The sequence below is a fragment of the Gemmobacter caeni genome (genome assembly GCF_003054195.1).
Taxonomy (GTDB): domain Bacteria; phylum Pseudomonadota; class Alphaproteobacteria; order Rhodobacterales; family Rhodobacteraceae; genus Gemmobacter; species Gemmobacter caeni.
This window is the reverse complement of record NZ_QBKP01000004.1, coordinates 311,880-326,860: the sequence shown is the minus strand read 5'-3', so window position 1 is coordinate 326,860 and position 14,981 is coordinate 311,880. Positions and strand designations below refer to the sequence as shown.

The following is a 14,981-nucleotide window of genomic DNA, read 5'->3' as shown; positions in this document are numbered from 1 at the left end:
CTTCGGTTATTGGCGGGTTTCAATTCATATTCTTGCACAGCCATCGGCAAGATACAGCCTGAAAACAAATTTCTTGTGCCGATTCTGCGGCAGGCTGATTGGCACAGGCCGCGCGGGGGATGCCCCGGAAAAGGCGGCGCTCAGGGAGTGTGACACATGAAGATCGGATGCCCGAAAGAAATCAAACCGCAGGAGTTCCGCGTCGGGATGACTCCCGACGCGGTAAAAGAGGCGGTAAATCACGGCCATAGCGTGATGATCGAAACGAATGCCGGCGCGGGGGCCGGCTTTTCTGATTCTGACTATGTGGCGGCGGGTGCCACCATTCTGGGCACGGCGGAGGAAATCTTCGCGCAGGCCGAGATGATCGTGAAAGTGAAAGAGCCGCAGGCCATCGAACGCAAGCGCCTGCGCGATGGGCAGGTGCTGTTCACCTATCTGCACCTGGCCCCCGATCCGGCACAGACGAAAGACCTGCTGGACAGCGGCGTGACGGCCATCGCCTACGAAACCGTGACGGATGATCGCGGCGGGCTGCCGCTGCTGGCGCCGATGTCAGAGGTCGCCGGGCGGCTCGCACCGCAGGTCGGCGCCTGGACCCTGCAAAAGGCCAATGGCGGGCGCGGCGTTCTGCTGGGCGGCGTGCCGGGTGTGCTGCCGGGCAAGGTGCTGGTCATCGGCGGCGGAGTCGTCGGCACCCATGCCGCCAGGGTCGCCGCCGGAATGGGCGCTGATGTGACGGTGATCGACCGTTCGGTGAACCGCCTGCGCTATCTGGACGATGTGTTCGGGCGCGAGTTCAAGAATGCCTATGCGAGCGCGGGCAACACCATCGCTCTTGCCCGTGAGGCCGACCTGATCATCGGCGCGGTTCTGATCCCCGGTGCGGCGGCGCCCAAGCTGATTTCCCGCGCGCAACTGGCTGAACTGAAGCCCGGCGCGGCGCTGGTGGACGTAGCCATCGACCAGGGCGGTTGTTTCGAAACCAGCCACGCCACCACGCACCAGGACCCGATTTACGAGGTCGACGGCATCATGCACTATTGCGTGGCCAATATGCCCGGCGCGGTCGCGCGCACCTCGACCCAGGCACTGGGGAATGCCACCATGCCCTTCATGCTGGCCCTGGCCGACAAGGGCTGGAAACAGGCCTGCGCCGAGGACAGGCATCTGCTGGCGGGCCTCAATACCCACAAGGGCAAGCTCACTTATGCCGCCGTTGGCGCGGCACTTGGCCTGCCGACCATCGGCGCGACAGAGGCGCTGGCACTCTGACCCTTGCACAGAGCCGACATCCGAACACGAAAAAGCCCCCCGCCAATGCGGGGGGCTTTTGAATTTCACGCAATCACTTCTTCAGCGCGTCGCGGATTTCCAGCAGCACCTCAAGCTCGGTCGGGCCAGCGGGCGCAGCGGCAGCGGCCGCCTCTTCCTTGCGGACAGTCGCCTCTTTCAGACGGTTCACCGCCTTCACCAGCAGGAAGACGACCCAGGCGATGATCAGGAAATTGATTACCGCAGTGATGAACGAACCATAAGCGAAGACAGGCGCGCCAGCCTCTTTCGCGGCGGCCAGCGAGGTATATTCACCATCGCCCAGATTGATGAACAGGTTCGAGAAGTCGATCCCGCCCGTCACCATCCCGATGATCGGGTTGATCAGATCGGCCACCAGCGAATTCACGATGGCCGTGAAAGCTGCGCCGATGATGATACCGACCGCAAGGTCCACCACATTGCCTTTTGCGATGAACGCCTTGAATTCATTCAACATTACCCAGTCCCTTCTTGTGACCTGACCGGCTGGCACTTCACATGGTGCCATGTCCCCGGCGTCTGCCCGCACAGACGTGACCGCAGTATCGCACAGCCCTGTACCTTTTGTGATGGGGAAAATGGGCCTAACTCTGTCACAGCGCAACAGAAAGGCTGCCCATATGACGCTCGCCGCTTTCCCGATTACACGCCGCTGGCCCGCCACCCGCCCCGAGGCAATCCAGCTTTATTCCCTGACCACCCCGAACGGGGTCAAGGTCTCCATAGCGCTGGAGGAAATGGGACTCGATTACGAGGCGCATCTGGTTGATTTCGGCACCAACGACCAGTTCACCCCGGAATTCCTGAGCCTCAGCCCCAACAACAAGATCCCGGCGATCCTTGATCCGAACGGCCCCGGCGGCACGCCGCTGCCGCTGTTCGAAAGCGGCGCCATCCTGATCTATCTGGCCGAGAAATCGGGCAAGCTGCTGCCGCAGGACCGCCGCTATGAGGTGCTGCAATGGCTGATGTTCCAGATGGGCGGGCTTGGGCCGATGTTCGGCCAGCTTGGCTTCTTTCACCATTTTGCCGGGAAAGAAATTGACGATCCCCGCCCGAAGGAACGCTACCGCGCCGAGGCGGCACGGCTGCTGAAGGTGCTGGATGGCGCGCTGGAAGGACGCGAGTGGGTCGCGGGCGAATTCTCGATCGCCGATATTGCGATCTGTCCCTGGCTCAACACGCTGCTGAACTTCTACAAGGCTGCCGGAATTGCCGGCTGGGACGATTTGAAGAACGTGCCCGCCTATCTGGAGCGTTTTCTTGTCCGCCCGGCCGTGCAGCGCGGCATGAAAATCCCCGCCCGAGGCTGAACCGGAAAGGGGGCCATCGGCCCCCTACCCCATCAGCCGGTCGGCGCTGGCCTCGAACAGGCTGCGGGCGTAATCGGTCTGCATCCGCGCCCCGGCCAGTTCTGCGCGCGTCAGCTCCTCCACTGCACGGCCGTGCTGCATCACCAGCACCCGGTCGCACATATGGTCGATCACCGCGAGGTCATGGCTGACCATCAGGAAAGTCAGCTCCCGCTCCGCCCTCAGCCGCGCCAGCAGGTTCAGCACCTCGGCCTGCACACTGGCATCCAGCGCAGAGGTCGGCTCGTCCAGCAGCAGGATTTCCGGTTCCAGCATCAGCGCGCGGGCGATGGCAACGCGCTGGCGCTGGCCGCCTGAGAGCTGATGCGGATAGCGGAAGCGAAAGCTGGACGGCAGGCCCACATCTTCCAGCGCCCGCATCACCCGCTGATCCGCGCCGCCTATGCCATGAATCGCCAGCGGCTCTGACAGGGTGCGATCCAGCGTGTGCCGGGGGTGCAGACTTGCATAAGGGTCCTGGAACACCATCTGCACCCGGCGGGCAAAGGCGCGGTCGTGGCGCAGCGCCTCACCGCCGATGCGGATGCTGCCGCCCGACACCGGCGCAAGGCCGCAGATCGCCCGCAGGATAGTGGATTTGCCCGAGCCGCTTTCGCCGACCAGCCCGAAACTTTCGCGTGCATCGACGCGCAAGCTGACGCCCTGCACCGCGCGCACCTCGCGGCCCTGTGCGGTGAAGGTGACAGAAAGGTCATCAATCTCGATCAGGCTCATCTCAGACCTCTTTCGCCCAAGCGGCATCGCGGTCAAGCCCGGGCAACGGCCCCCGGTCGCCGCCAATGCGCGGCAGGCAGTTCAGCAGGCCCTGTGTATAGGGATGCTTTGCATGCAGAAGGTCGGCGGCGGCCAGTTCCTCGACCACGCGCCCCTTGTACATCACCAGTACGCGGTCGCAGAACCGCGCCACCAGCCGCAGATCGTGGCTGATGAAGATCAGCCCCATGCCCCGGCTGCGCACCAGATCGTCAAGGATTTTCAGAACCTCGGCCTGCACCGTCACATCCAGTGCGCTGGTCGGCTCATCCGCGATCAGCAGGTCGGGGTTCGGGATCAGCATCATGGCAATCATCACCCGCTGGCCCATCCCGCCGGACAGTTCATGCGGATAGGCCTCCATCACCCGTTCCGGGTCGCGAATCTGCACCGCCTCCAGCGCGGCGATAGCCTTGGCGCGCGCCTCGGCACGGCCCAGACGGTCGCGTTTGCGCAACCCCTCCATCAACTGATCGCCCACCCGCATCACCGGGTTGAGGCTGTATTTCGGGTCCTGCATCACCATGGCGATGCGGGGGCCGCGCAGGGCACGCATCTCGCGTTCCGTGAGGCGCATCAGATCCTGCCCGTCAAAGCGCATCTCGTCCGCCCCGATCCGCCCCGGAGGCCGGATCAGCCGCAGAACCGACCGCCCCGTCATCGTCTTGCCCGAGCCGCTTTCGCCCACGATGCCCAGCCGTTCCCGCCCGAGGCTGAACGAGACACCGCGCACGGCCTCTACCCGCCCGGTTTCGGTATCGAAGGTCACGCGCAGGTTCTTTACCGACAGCAGCGTCATTTCGCGGCACTCCTCGGGTCCAGCACGTCGCGCAAACCATCGCCCAGCAGGTTGAAGCCAAGGCTGACGATGAAGATGGCAAGGCCAGGCATGGTGGCGACCCACCATTGCTCGAACAGGTATTTGCGGCCCGCGCTGATCATCAGACCCCATTCCGACAAGGGCGGTTGTGCGCCAAGGCCAAGGAAGCCCAGACCGGCGGCAATCAGGATCACCCCGGCCATGTCCAGTGTCACCCGGATGATGACCGAAGGCAGGCACATCGGTACGATGTGGCCCCAGATGACCCGCCCCGCGCCCGCCCCTTGCAGGCGCACGGCGGCGATGTAGTCGGAATTGCGCACGGTCAGCGTTTCGGCCCGCGCGACGCGGGCATAGGGCGGCCATGCGGTCAGCGCGATGGCCAGCACCGCATTTTCGATCCCCGGCCCCAGCACCGCGACCAGCGCCAGCGCGAGGATGAGCCGCGGGAAGGCCAGAAAGATGTCGGTCAGCCGCATCAGAACAGCATCGACCCAGCCGCCGAAATAACCCGCAACCGTGCCGACCATCAGCCCGATCAAGGGCGCCGTCACCGCCACCAGCGCGATGATGTAAAGCGTGATACGCGAGCCATAGACGATCCTGCTCCAGATATCGCGGCCGAAGTCGTCGGTGCCCAGCCAGTGCCCCGGCGTCAGCGGCGGTTGCAGACGGTTTTGCAGGTTCTGTGCGATCGGGTCATGTGTCGCCAGCACCGGCGCGAAAGCGGCGATCACCAGCAGAAGCCCGATGATCACCAGCCCCGCCATGGCCAGCGGGTTGCGTTTCAGACGCAGCCAGCCCAGCCACAACTGGCCAAGCTTCGCCTGCCGCCGCGAGGTCGGGTTTGGGTCGCGCAGCCATTCTGTCAATGTGCTCATCGCCTTACCTCGCACGCGGATCGACCAGCCGGTAGAGCAGGTCGGAAACAAGGTTCAGCACCACGAAGGCCACGCCCACGACAACCGTGCCGCCCAGCACGGCAGGCATGTCATTCACCAGCAGCGCGTCGGTGATGTAACTGCCAAGGCCGGGCCAGGCGAAGATCGTCTCGGTCAGCACCGAACCTTCCAGCAGATAGGCATAGCTCAGCGCGATGACGGTGATCAGCGGCACCATCACGTTGCGCATGGCATGGACCCAGATCACCCGCCATTCCGGCATGCCCTTCACGCGGGCGGTGGTGATGTACTCCTGCCCCAGTTCATTCATCATGAAGCTGCGGGTCATCCGGCTGATATAGGCCATGGAGACATAGCCCAGCAGCCCGGCGGGCAGGATGATGTGGGAGATCGCGTTGACGAACATGTCCCATCGTCCCGCCAGCGCAGTGTCGATCAGGATCATGCCGGTATAGGGCGTCACCTCGAATTCGTAGAACATGTCGAAGGCCGCATCCAGCCGCCCCGGCCCGCCGACCCAGCCCAGCACGCCGTAGAACAGCAAAAGCCCGATCAGCCCCAGCCAGAACACCGGCATGGAATAGCCCATCAGCCCGACCAGCCGCACGAAATGGTCGGCCAGACTGCCCGGCCGAGTCGCCGCCAGCACACCTGCCGGAACGCCCGCGATGACGCCCAGAATGGTGGCCAGCGTTGCCAGTTCCAGCGTCGCCGGAAAGGCACGCGTCACAGCCTGAATCACCGGCTCGCCGGTGCGGATCGAGGTGCCAAGGTCGCCTTGCAGCGCATTGCCGACGAAAATGAAGAATTGCTGCCACAGGGGCTTATCGAGCCCCAGCGCCACGCGCGCGGTTTCGATCTGCGCCTCCGAGGCGCGTTCGCCGACAATGGCGATCACCGGGTCAATGGGCACGACACGGCTGATGATGAAGGTGACGAACAAAAGCCCGAGCAGCGTGACGGCCAGTGAAAAGGCCGCGCCGCCAAGGCCGCGCAGGCGGGCCATCCAGCGGGAGGAGGAAAGCGATACAGTCATCGGTCAGGGCGGCCCCCGGCCCGTACGGCCGGGGGCCATCGTCTTACTTGGTCACAAGCCAGTAAGCGGCCGAGTCGATCGCGCCGCCGGTGTAGAAGCCGCTGACATTGCTGCGCATGGCCGAGTTGTAGCCGATCTGGAACATCACGATGAAGGGCGAGGTTTCACGGTGCAGCTTCTGCTCTTCCTCATACATCGCCTTCCGCTTGTCGCCGTCCCGCTCCATCACCGCGGCCGAGGTCATGTCGTTCAGCTTGCCGGGATCATAGGCGTTGCGCCAGGCCAGCGTGCCGACCTTCGCCTCGTCGGCATTGTCGGGGTTCCAGGCGAACGACCCGGCATTGGTCTGCGGGTCCGGGTAATCCGGCCCCCAGCTTTGCAGCGTGGCATCATGCTGGCGCGCGCGATAACGCTTGAGCTGTTCCGCGCCCTCGCCGATGTTCAGCTCCACCTCGATCCCGGCCTGACCGAAAGTGTTCTGGATCGACTGCGCCATTTCCATCCGGTCAGCAGCATTGCGCACATCCATCACCACCTTGGGGTTCTGCACGCCGCTTTCGGCCAGCAGCGCCTTCGCCTTTTCCACGTCAAGGCTGTAGGGCGTGTCTTCCAGCGCGCCCAGATAGCCCTTCGGCAGGAAGGCCTGATGCACCACCATGTTGCCCTTCAGCACGGTGTCGGCCAGCCCCTGATAGTCGATGGCCCAGCGCATCGCATCGAGGAACTTCTCGTTCTTGTAATTCTCGTTCTTCTGGTTGAACGACAGATAGAAGATCTGCCCGCCGACATCCTTCTGGATCTTCAGATCGGCATTTCCGGCGATGCCTTCAATGTCCACCGGCGTCAGTTCGCGCGCGATATCGATATCGCCCTTCTCCAGCAGCAGACGCTGCGTCGCGGCCTCGGGCACATGGCGCATGAACACCGATTTCACCTTGGCATCGCCGCGCCAGTGGCCCTGACGCGCCTCCAGCAGGTAACCCTCGTTCGGTTTGTAGCTTTTCAGGATGAAGGCGCCGGTACCAGCCGAATTGGTCTTCAGCCATTCGTTGCCCATGTCACCGTTGACCTCATGCTCCATCACCGTCTTCATATCGACGACAGAGGCCACACCGGCCGTGAGGCAATTGTAAAGGAAGGTCGGCGCATAGGGCTGATCAACCTTCAGCACCACGGTATCCCCCTCGGCCTTCACCATCTCGTCCACATTCTCGGCCGTCCAGCCAAACTGGTTGAGGATGAAGGCGGGCGATTTGTTGATCTTCACCGCACGGCGCAGCGAGAAGGCCGCATCCTCGGCCGTCACCGGATTGCCGCTGCTGAAGGTGATGCCCGACTTCATCTTGAAGGTGAAGGTCAGGCCGTCCTCGCTGACCTCCCAGCTTTCGGCCAGACCCGGCTGCGGCCCGGTGGGCTGCGACGGGTCCAGCTCCACCAGACCGTCATAGATGTTGTTCACCACATCGAGACCAGAGAATTCGTAGGCCTCCTGCGGGTCCAGCGACACGATATCGTCAATCGCATCCGCGATCACCAGCGCATCAGGCGGCGTCGCGGCCAGAAGCGCGGCAGGCGCCGCACCCAGCATCAGCGCGGCGGCGGCAGCCAGCCCGAAGCGACGCGCGGTCAGGTCAAACGTCATGGTGAACTCCCTGGTTCTTGTTGTGATTATCGTGGCGATTCCGGCGGCCCTTGCCGGGAAATCCTGACCGATTGGGCAATTTTGCACCGGGCTTGTCAACAGCCCTGAAACATGGGCAGATCGGCCCCGCAACACGCCGGAAAAAGGAGCAACCCATGACCCGTTTCGCCATTTTCGATGGCCACAACGATCTGTTGTCGCGCCTCTGGTTTGAAGGTGACAGCACGGGCGAAAGCTTCTTCACCGGGCGAAAGGGCGACATCTCGCTGGACGCCTGCCGCGCGGGCGGCTTTGCAGGGGGTTTCTTCGCGATCTGGGTGCCCGGCGAGCCGCAGGACGCCCCGAACCCGGCCGCCACCCTGCGCGCTTTTCCCCCGGTAGATACTGCCAAGGCCCATCGCGTGACGCTGGAACAGGCCGCCATCCTGATCCGCATGGCGGCAAACCACCCCGAGAGCTTTCGCCTCTGCCGCAGCGTGGCCGAGATCGAAACCGCACGCGCCGAGGGCGCCATCGCCGCCATCCTGCACGTCGAGGGCTGTGAAGGCATCGGCGCCGGGCTGGACGAATTGCATGTCCTGCATGCCGCCGGGTTGCGCAGCCTCGGCCCGGTCTGGAGCCGCGACAATATCTTCGGCCACGGCGTGCCCTTCAACTTCCCCGCCTCGCCCGATACCGGCCCCGGCCTGACGGATGCGGGTAAGCGGCTGGTCGCCGAATGTGACCGGCTGGGCGTGCTGCTGGACCTCGCGCATCTGAACGAGGCCGGGTTCTGGGATGTCGCGAAGATCAGCACCAAACCACTTGTCTCCACCCATTCCGCCGCCCATGCGCTGTGCACCGCCACCCGTAACCTGACCGACCGCCAGCTGGACGCCATGGCCGAAACCGGCGGGCTTTGCGGGCTGAATTTTGGCGTGGGCTTCCTGCGGGAGGATGGTGTGAAGAACCCCGACATGCCTGTCGAACAGATGATCCGCCACCTTGACCACCTCATCGCCCGGCTGGGCGAAGGCGGCGTGGCGCTCGGATCGGACTTCGACGGTACCACCATCCCCGGCTGGATGGGATCGGCGGCCGATCTGCCGCTGCTGACCACCGCGATGGAATGCGCGGGCTATGGTGAAGCCCTGATCGCGCGGCTGTGCTGGGGCAACTGGATGGACCTGCTGCGCCGCACCATCGGCTGAGCCAGGCTGCGCGGTCGGCTTTCGAGTATTTGGACAAGAAGCAAGAGCAGACCGCGGCAAGGGGACGGAGAACGGCCCTCAGGCGCGGCGCAGTCGTGGCGCGCCGTTCACCGCCCCGCCTGTGGCCTTGGTTTGCTTCTTGCCCAAATACTCATTGCAACGGCTGTCGCGTGACGAATGCGCCGAGACAAAGCGCCCCCAGCGCGAGCGCGGTGCCGGTGCCCAGCAGGGCGGGCACGCCACCGAGGCCCAGCAGCGCCGCGCCGACAGAAGGCGCTGCCGCGATCGCAAGAATGGGCGCGACCGCCGCCGCGCCGGAGATCGCGCCAAAGCCCGCCCGCCCCAGCTTTTCCATCAGCAGCACAGGTCGAAGGATTGAGGTCAGCCCGATCCCGGCCCCTTGCAGCAGGGCAAAGGCGAAGATCAGGCCAGGCGCGGCACCGGCCAGCTAGAGTGCAGCGGAGGCCAGCGCCATCGCCCCGAGCGAGGCAAGCGTCGCCATGCGGTTGCCGACCCGCGCCTCGTTCAGCATCAGGATCAGCCGCCCCGCCACCTGACTTGGCCCGATGCAGCTCGCGGCCAGAACCGCCATCGTTGCGGATGCGCCACGATCCGCAAAGATCACCAGCGCATAGGTGATCAGCATGCTGTGGCTCAGCATGCTCACGCCGAACAAAGCAGAGATCAGCCAGAACAGCGGGCGGCGCAACGCCGCAGTCAGAAGGCCGGGGTCAGCGGCACCGCGGCGCGGAGTTCCCGCGCGCTCCAGCCGCCGGAGCCGCCGCACCGCCCAGAGGTTTACCGGCACCGCCCCGATGGCCACCACCAGCGCCAATGCCGCCAGCCCGCCCCGGCCGCCGAATTGCGCCCCCAGCCAGTGGCCCAGCGGAAAGGCAAGGGTCGAGGCGAAGCCCGCGACCAGCGTGACGCGGGTGATGGCGATACGGGCGCCTTCGCCAAGACGGCGGGTGATGAAGGCAAAGCAGGTGTCATAAAGGCTGCCTGCCTGCGCGAGTCCGACCACCGCCCAGCCGACAAGCCACAAGGCGGGCGTGCCTGCGAACCCGGCACCGGCCAATCCCAGCGCCCCCAGAATCGGCAGCAGGATCAGCATTTCGCCGCCCAGCCCCCGGTCCACCAGCCGCCCGGTGAAGGGGGTCAGCACCGCAGTCACCAGAAAGGCAAGCGTCGGCCCGGCGGCGAGCATTTGCTTGCTCCAGCCCGTTGCGACCAGCAGGTCGGGCAGCAGGGCGGCGAAACCGTAGTAGAGCCCGGCATAGATCAGGGTCTGCCCCAGCGCCAGCCCCCAGACCGCCGCCCCTTCGCCGCGCATGTCAGAGCCCGTAAAGCGCACCGAATTTCGCGTCGAGGTAGTCGAGCAGCGGCTCTTCCGTCGGGGCCTCGCCGCAGGCCAGTGTGATCACCTCACGCGGCTCGTAAAGCCCGCCATGGCGTTGCACATTCTCGCGCAGCCAGCCGGTCGCAGCCGAGGTATCGCCGCGCGCAAGCTGGTCGTCCAGCCCCGGCACCGCCTCGCGCAGCGCCAGATGCAGGCAACCGGCATAGACATTGCCCAGCGTATAGGTCGGGAAATAGCCGAACAGCCCGCAGGACCAATGCACATCCTGCAAGAGCCCGTGCGACGGCCGGTCCACCGCCACGCCGAAATCGGCAGCGAAGCGGTCATTCCAGGCGGCTTCCAGATCCTCGACCGCCAGATCGCCCCGGATCAGCGCGCGTTCCAGATCGAAGCGCATCATCACATGCAGGTTATAATGCACCTCATCCGCTTCGGTGCGGATGAAGCCCGGCTGCACGCGGTTCACGATGCGGGCAAACTCCTCGGGGCCGCCGACCCCGAAATCGCCGAAACGGTCCAGCATCTGCCGGAACATCCAGCCGGTAAAGGCGGGGCTGCGGCCGATCTGGTTTTCGTAGATCCGGCTCTGGCTTTCATGGACGCCCATCGACACGCCATTGCCCAGCGGCGTCAGCAGGTAATCCTGATCGATGCCCAGTTCATAACAGGCGTGGCCTACCTCGTGGATGGTGGAATAGAAGCAGTTGAACGGGTCGGTCTCCACCACCCGCGTGGTGATCCGCGCATCATTGCCGGAGCCCGAGCTGAACGGATGCACCGCCAGATCCAGCCGCCCGCGGGTGAAATCATAGCCGAAGGTCGTGGCCAGATCGCGTGCAAAGCGCAGTTGCGCCTGTTCGCCGAAGTGATGATCCAGTTTTGGCACCGGGGCGGCGGCCAGCACCGCCGCGCGCAGCCGCACCAGACGCGGGCGCATGCGGTCGAACATGCCGCCGATCACCGCCGCCGTGGCGCCGGGTTCGTAATCGTCCATCAGCGCGTCATAAAGATCGCCGTCGCCCGCCAGCGCCGCAGCTTCCTCGCGTTTCAGCGCGATGACCTCGGCCAGCGTCGGCAGGAAATCGGCCACCTTGTCGGCGGCGCGTGCCTCGGCCCAGATCCCTTGCGCGGTCGATGTGACGCGGGCCAGCCGCTGCGCCAGTGCTGCCGGGATCTTCGTTGCACGTTCATGGCTGCGACGGATCAGCCGCAGTTGTGCGGCGGCCACCGGATCGGCGGGGCGGGCATCTTCCAGCCATTCGGCGATGCGCGGATCGGTACGACGGGCGTGCAGCACGCCCTCGATGGCCGACATTTCCTCGCCACGCTGCTCCGAGGCGCCGCGCGGCATCATGGTTTCCTGATCCCAGCCCAGACGCCCGGCAATCTGGCCCAGCGCCTCGGTCTCGCGCTGGAAGGCCATCAGATCGTCATATGCACTCATCACTGGGTTCCTTTACGGATCGACCCGGCCACCGGGTACTGGCTGAAATAGCGGGCGCGAATGATCAGCACCCACAGGAGGATCGCACCGATCTGATGAGTGATCGCCACATGCAGATGCGCGGCGGTCAGGGCAGTGACGATGCCCAGCGTGACTTGCAGGACCATCACGCAGAGCACGGCAAGAAAGGCCGAGCGCGTGGAGCCATAGGCGGATTTGCGGCCCTTGAGGTAGGCGACAATCCCGAAGGCGAACAGCAGATACCCCGCCATGCGGTGATTGAACTGCACCAGACCCGGATTTTCAAAGAACGCCGCCCAAAGCGGACGCCCCGGTACGTAGAAGGCGTCAGCGGGGAAGAACTGGCCATTCATGTCGGGCCAGGTCGGGAAGGCGCGGCCCGCGTCGATGCCCGCGACCAACGCGCCCAGCAGGATTTGCAGGAAGGCGAAATGCATCAACCCGGTCGACAGGCCAAACAGACGCGCCTCCCGCCCGCGCCGGGCTTGCAGCAACTGCGCCTCGGTCCGGCCCAGCAGCAGCACATACCAGGCAATCAGGCCAAGGATAACAAAGGCGATGCCCAGATGCGTCGCCAGCCGGTAAGAGGCCACGTCGACCATCTCGCCCTGCAGGCCGGAGGACACCATCCACCAGCCGATCGCACCTTGCAGCCCGCCCAGCGCGCCAAGGCCCAGCAAGCGGCCTGTCCAGCCCGCCGGGATTTTGCGCGCGGCCAGAAAGCCCACGAAGCCCAGCGCCCAGACAAGGCCGATCACCCGGCCAAGCTGCCGATGCCCCCACTCCCACCAGAAGATCGTCTTGAACGCCGCAAGGTCCATGCCGCTGTTCTGGAGCTTGTATTCCGGGCTTTGCTGATACTTGGCAAATTCCTCGGCCCAGTCGGCATCGCTCAGCGGCGGGATGGCGCCATGGATCGGCTTCCATTCGGTGATCGACAGGCCGGAATCGGTCAGCCGGGTCAGCCCGCCGACGATGATCATCGCCGCGACCAACAGGAAGATCAGCACGAGCCACAGCCGGATTGCGCCGCGCGCGCCGCCATGGCCGCGGTCGATCAGACCCGGTTGCGGCGCCGGGGCGGCCTTGGTGTCGCTGCCGACCTCCTCGAAAATGCTGCGTTTCTGCGCCATGCCGGGCCTCCTTCACTTGCGGCGGAGACTAGGCCCGAGCCGGGGGATCGGCAAGACCCGCTCAATCCCCGCCGTTGCCGTCGTCATCCCTGCCTGTGGCGCCGGGGTCATACTTGCTTTGCCCAAGCTTGAAGGCGATCTGGCGCAGCATGCCGTGGAAGGTACGCACCTCGGCCGAGGTCAGCGGCAGCCGCGACCACAGGTTGCGCAGCGAGACTTTCATACCCGGCGCCTTGGCCGCCGGGAAGAAGAAGCCCGCCGCCTCCAGCCGGTCCTCGAAGTGATTGGCCAGCGCCTCAATCTCTTGCTGGCCTGCAAATTCCGTGCGCGCGAAATTCATCACCTCGGGCGCGGTCTCCTGCGTCTGCCGCGCCCATTCATAACCCATCAGCAGCACGCATTGCCCGAGGTTGAGCGAGGGAAACTCGGGGTTCACCGGCACGGTGACGATGGCATTGGCCAAAACGACATCCTCGTTTTCCAGCCCGGCGCGTTCGGGCCCGAACAGGATGCCGACACGCTTGCCCTCGGCGCTGAGCGCGCGGGCATATTCCATCGCGCGTTCCGGGGTCATCACGGGCTTCGTCAGCTCGCGCCCGCGCGCCGTGGTGGCAAAGACGAAATCGCAATCGGCGATTGCGGCGGGCAGGTCCGCGAACAGCCCCGCACTGTCCAGCACCCGCCCCGCCCCGCTGGCCATGGCCACGGCCTTCGGATTCGGCCAGCCGTCGCGTGGCCCGACAATGCGCATCCGCGTCAGCCCGAAGTTCAGCATCGCCCGCGCCGCCGCGCCGATGTTCTCGCCCATCTGGGGCCGCACGAGGATGAGGACGGGATCTGTCATGCGTTTCCTCTGGATTTGTCCCAGCGTCCGTCTACGCTCAAACCCCCGGCAAAACAAGGAGAGCGCCATGGCCTATGACGAGGGAATGGCGCAAATGCTGCGCGATGATCTGGCGGACCACCCCTTCCGCGAACAGAAGATGTTCGGCGGCATTGCCTTCATGCTTGCCGGGAACATGGTCTGCGGCGCCTACAGCGGCGGTGCGATGTTCCGCGTGGGCAAGGATCGGATGGCCGCCGCGCTGGCCCTGCCCGGCGTCGCGCAGATGATGATGGGCGGACGGCCCATGTCGGTCATGGCGGAATGCAGCCCGGAAACAGCGGCCGATGATGGTTTGCGCGGGGCGCTGATGCGGCTTGCACTGGATTGCGTGGCAGAGCTGCCGCCGAAAGTAGCCAAAGCCCGGAAAACGCGCTAAACGGCGCGAATCCCGCAACAGGAGGCCCCGATGGCCGAAGCCGACCGCCCGCAACTTTACCTTGTCACCCCGCCCGAGTTTGACCTCGACATTTTCCCCGACCGGCTGGCCGCCGTGCTGGACGCCGAGGAAGTGGCCTGCGTGCGTCTTGCGCTCGCCTCGCGCGACGAGGACCGGGTGGCGCGGGCCGCCGATGCGCTGCGCGAAGTGGCCCATGCCCGCGATGTGGCGCTGGTGATCGAGAACCATGTGCTGCTGGTCGAACGGCTGGGCCTCGACGGGGTGCACCTGACCGACGGGTCACGCAATGTGCGGAAACTGCGCAAGGATCTGGGCGACGATGCCATCATCGGCGCCTTCTGCGGCACCACCCGGCACGAGGGCATCAGCGCAGCCGAGGCAGGCGCTGATTACGTCAGCTTCGGCCCAGTGGGCGAAACGCCGCTGGGCGATGGCAGCCGCGCGGACCTCGACCTGTTCCAGTGGTGGTCCGAGATGATCGAGGTGCCGGTGGTGGCCGAAGGCGCGCTGACCGCCGAACTGGTGGCGCAATTCGGTCCTGTCACCGATTTCTTCGGCGTGGGCGAGGAAATCTGGAAGGCCCCGGATGCGGCGGCAGCGCTGAAGGCACTGCTGGCCCCGCTGGGCTGACCTGCCCAAAATTCAGGCATGACGTCAGGCGCCGCCCAACAAGGCGGCGCTTTTGCGTGACATTGCCGCCAAAGCTT

16 protein-coding genes are annotated in these 14,981 nt (G+C 65.1%); 5 read left to right on the top strand and 11 right to left on the bottom strand.

Annotated features, from left to right (window positions below; genetic code table 11):
- Positions 1-156 precede the first annotated feature (156 nt).
- On the top strand, positions 157-1,275 hold the full coding sequence (gene ald / locus C8N34_RS08940; RefSeq protein WP_108128546.1) for an alanine dehydrogenase: 1,119 nt from the start codon (positions 157-159) through the stop codon (positions 1,273-1,275).
- Positions 1,276-1,348: 73 nt separating this feature from the next.
- On the opposite strand, the gene mscL is transcribed toward ald, so the two are convergent.
- Positions 1,349-1,774, bottom strand: a complete 426-nt coding sequence (mscL, locus tag C8N34_RS08935) for a large conductance mechanosensitive channel protein MscL (protein ID WP_054302528.1) — start codon at positions 1,772-1,774, stop codon at positions 1,349-1,351.
- A gap of 163 nt (positions 1,775-1,937) precedes the next feature.
- On the opposite strand from mscL, the gene C8N34_RS08930 reads away from it, so the two are divergent.
- The gene (locus C8N34_RS08930; RefSeq protein ID WP_108128545.1) at positions 1,938-2,630 is read left to right on the top strand and encodes a glutathione S-transferase N-terminal domain-containing protein; all 693 of its coding nucleotides are present in this window, start codon (positions 1,938-1,940) and stop codon (positions 2,628-2,630) included.
- A gap of 24 nt (positions 2,631-2,654) precedes the next feature.
- Here C8N34_RS08930 and C8N34_RS08925 read toward each other — a convergent pair whose 3' ends face one another.
- Genes C8N34_RS08925 through C8N34_RS08905 form a run of 5 tightly spaced genes read right to left on the bottom strand, consistent with a single transcriptional unit; the run spans position 2,655 to position 7,843 of the window.
- Positions 2,655-3,404 (bottom strand): ABC transporter ATP-binding protein, encoded by a 750-nt coding sequence (locus C8N34_RS08925; protein WP_108128544.1) that lies wholly within the window; start codon positions 3,402-3,404, stop codon positions 2,655-2,657.
- 1 nt (position 3,405) lies between these two features.
- A complete protein-coding gene (locus tag C8N34_RS08920; protein ID WP_108128543.1) occupies positions 3,406-4,242 on the bottom strand; it encodes an ABC transporter ATP-binding protein in 837 nt (278 codons plus the stop codon).
- Positions 4,239-5,144: a nickel transporter permease gene (gene nikC / locus C8N34_RS08915; RefSeq protein WP_108128542.1), complete on the bottom strand. Its 906-nt coding sequence runs from the start codon at positions 5,142-5,144 to the stop codon at positions 4,239-4,241. Before nikC ends, C8N34_RS08920 begins: the two co-directional genes overlap by 4 nt.
- 4 nt (positions 5,145-5,148) lie before the next feature.
- Positions 5,149-6,201: an ABC transporter permease gene (locus tag C8N34_RS08910; protein ID WP_082400862.1), complete on the bottom strand. Its 1,053-nt coding sequence runs from the start codon at positions 6,199-6,201 to the stop codon at positions 5,149-5,151.
- A 43-nt stretch (positions 6,202-6,244) separates the two neighbouring features.
- Positions 6,245-7,843, bottom strand: coding sequence for an ABC transporter substrate-binding protein (locus C8N34_RS08905; protein WP_054302533.1), 1,599 nt, complete (start codon positions 7,841-7,843; stop codon positions 6,245-6,247).
- Positions 7,844-7,998: 155 nt separating this feature from the next.
- Here C8N34_RS08905 and C8N34_RS08900 point away from each other — a divergent pair, with 155 nt between their 5' ends.
- Positions 7,999-9,033 (top strand): dipeptidase, encoded by a 1,035-nt coding sequence (locus tag C8N34_RS08900; protein ID WP_108128541.1) that lies wholly within the window; start codon positions 7,999-8,001, stop codon positions 9,031-9,033.
- A gap of 151 nt (positions 9,034-9,184) precedes the next feature.
- On the opposite strand, the gene C8N34_RS08895 is transcribed toward C8N34_RS08900, so the two are convergent.
- The 5 genes from C8N34_RS08895 to C8N34_RS08875 form a co-directional block, all read right to left on the bottom strand.
- Positions 9,185-9,388, bottom strand: a complete 204-nt coding sequence (locus C8N34_RS08895) for a hypothetical protein (RefSeq protein WP_145693594.1) — start codon at positions 9,386-9,388, stop codon at positions 9,185-9,187.
- Between the two features lie 93 nt (positions 9,389-9,481).
- On the bottom strand, positions 9,482-10,366 hold the full coding sequence (locus C8N34_RS08890) for an MFS transporter (protein ID WP_108128539.1): 885 nt from the start codon (positions 10,364-10,366) through the stop codon (positions 9,482-9,484).
- A gap of 1 nt (position 10,367) precedes the next feature.
- Positions 10,368-11,837, bottom strand: coding sequence for a carboxypeptidase M32 (locus tag C8N34_RS08885; RefSeq protein WP_108128538.1), 1,470 nt, complete (start codon positions 11,835-11,837; stop codon positions 10,368-10,370).
- On the bottom strand, positions 11,837-12,991 hold the full coding sequence (gene ctaA, locus C8N34_RS08880) for a heme A synthase (protein ID WP_108128537.1): 1,155 nt from the start codon (positions 12,989-12,991) through the stop codon (positions 11,837-11,839). The genes C8N34_RS08885 and ctaA overlap by 1 nt, the downstream gene beginning before the upstream one ends.
- Positions 12,992-13,052: 61 nt before the next feature.
- Positions 13,053-13,835: an RNA methyltransferase gene (locus C8N34_RS08875; RefSeq protein WP_108128536.1), complete on the bottom strand. Its 783-nt coding sequence runs from the start codon at positions 13,833-13,835 to the stop codon at positions 13,053-13,055.
- A gap of 67 nt (positions 13,836-13,902) precedes the next feature.
- Between C8N34_RS08875 and C8N34_RS08870 the strand changes: the two genes are divergently transcribed.
- The gene (locus C8N34_RS08870; RefSeq protein WP_108128535.1) at positions 13,903-14,253 is read left to right on the top strand and encodes a TfoX/Sxy family protein; all 351 of its coding nucleotides are present in this window, start codon (positions 13,903-13,905) and stop codon (positions 14,251-14,253) included.
- A 30-nt stretch (positions 14,254-14,283) separates the two neighbouring features.
- Positions 14,284-14,904: a thiamine phosphate synthase gene (locus C8N34_RS08865; RefSeq protein WP_108128534.1), complete on the top strand. Its 621-nt coding sequence runs from the start codon at positions 14,284-14,286 to the stop codon at positions 14,902-14,904.
- Positions 14,905-14,981 lie beyond the last annotated feature (77 nt).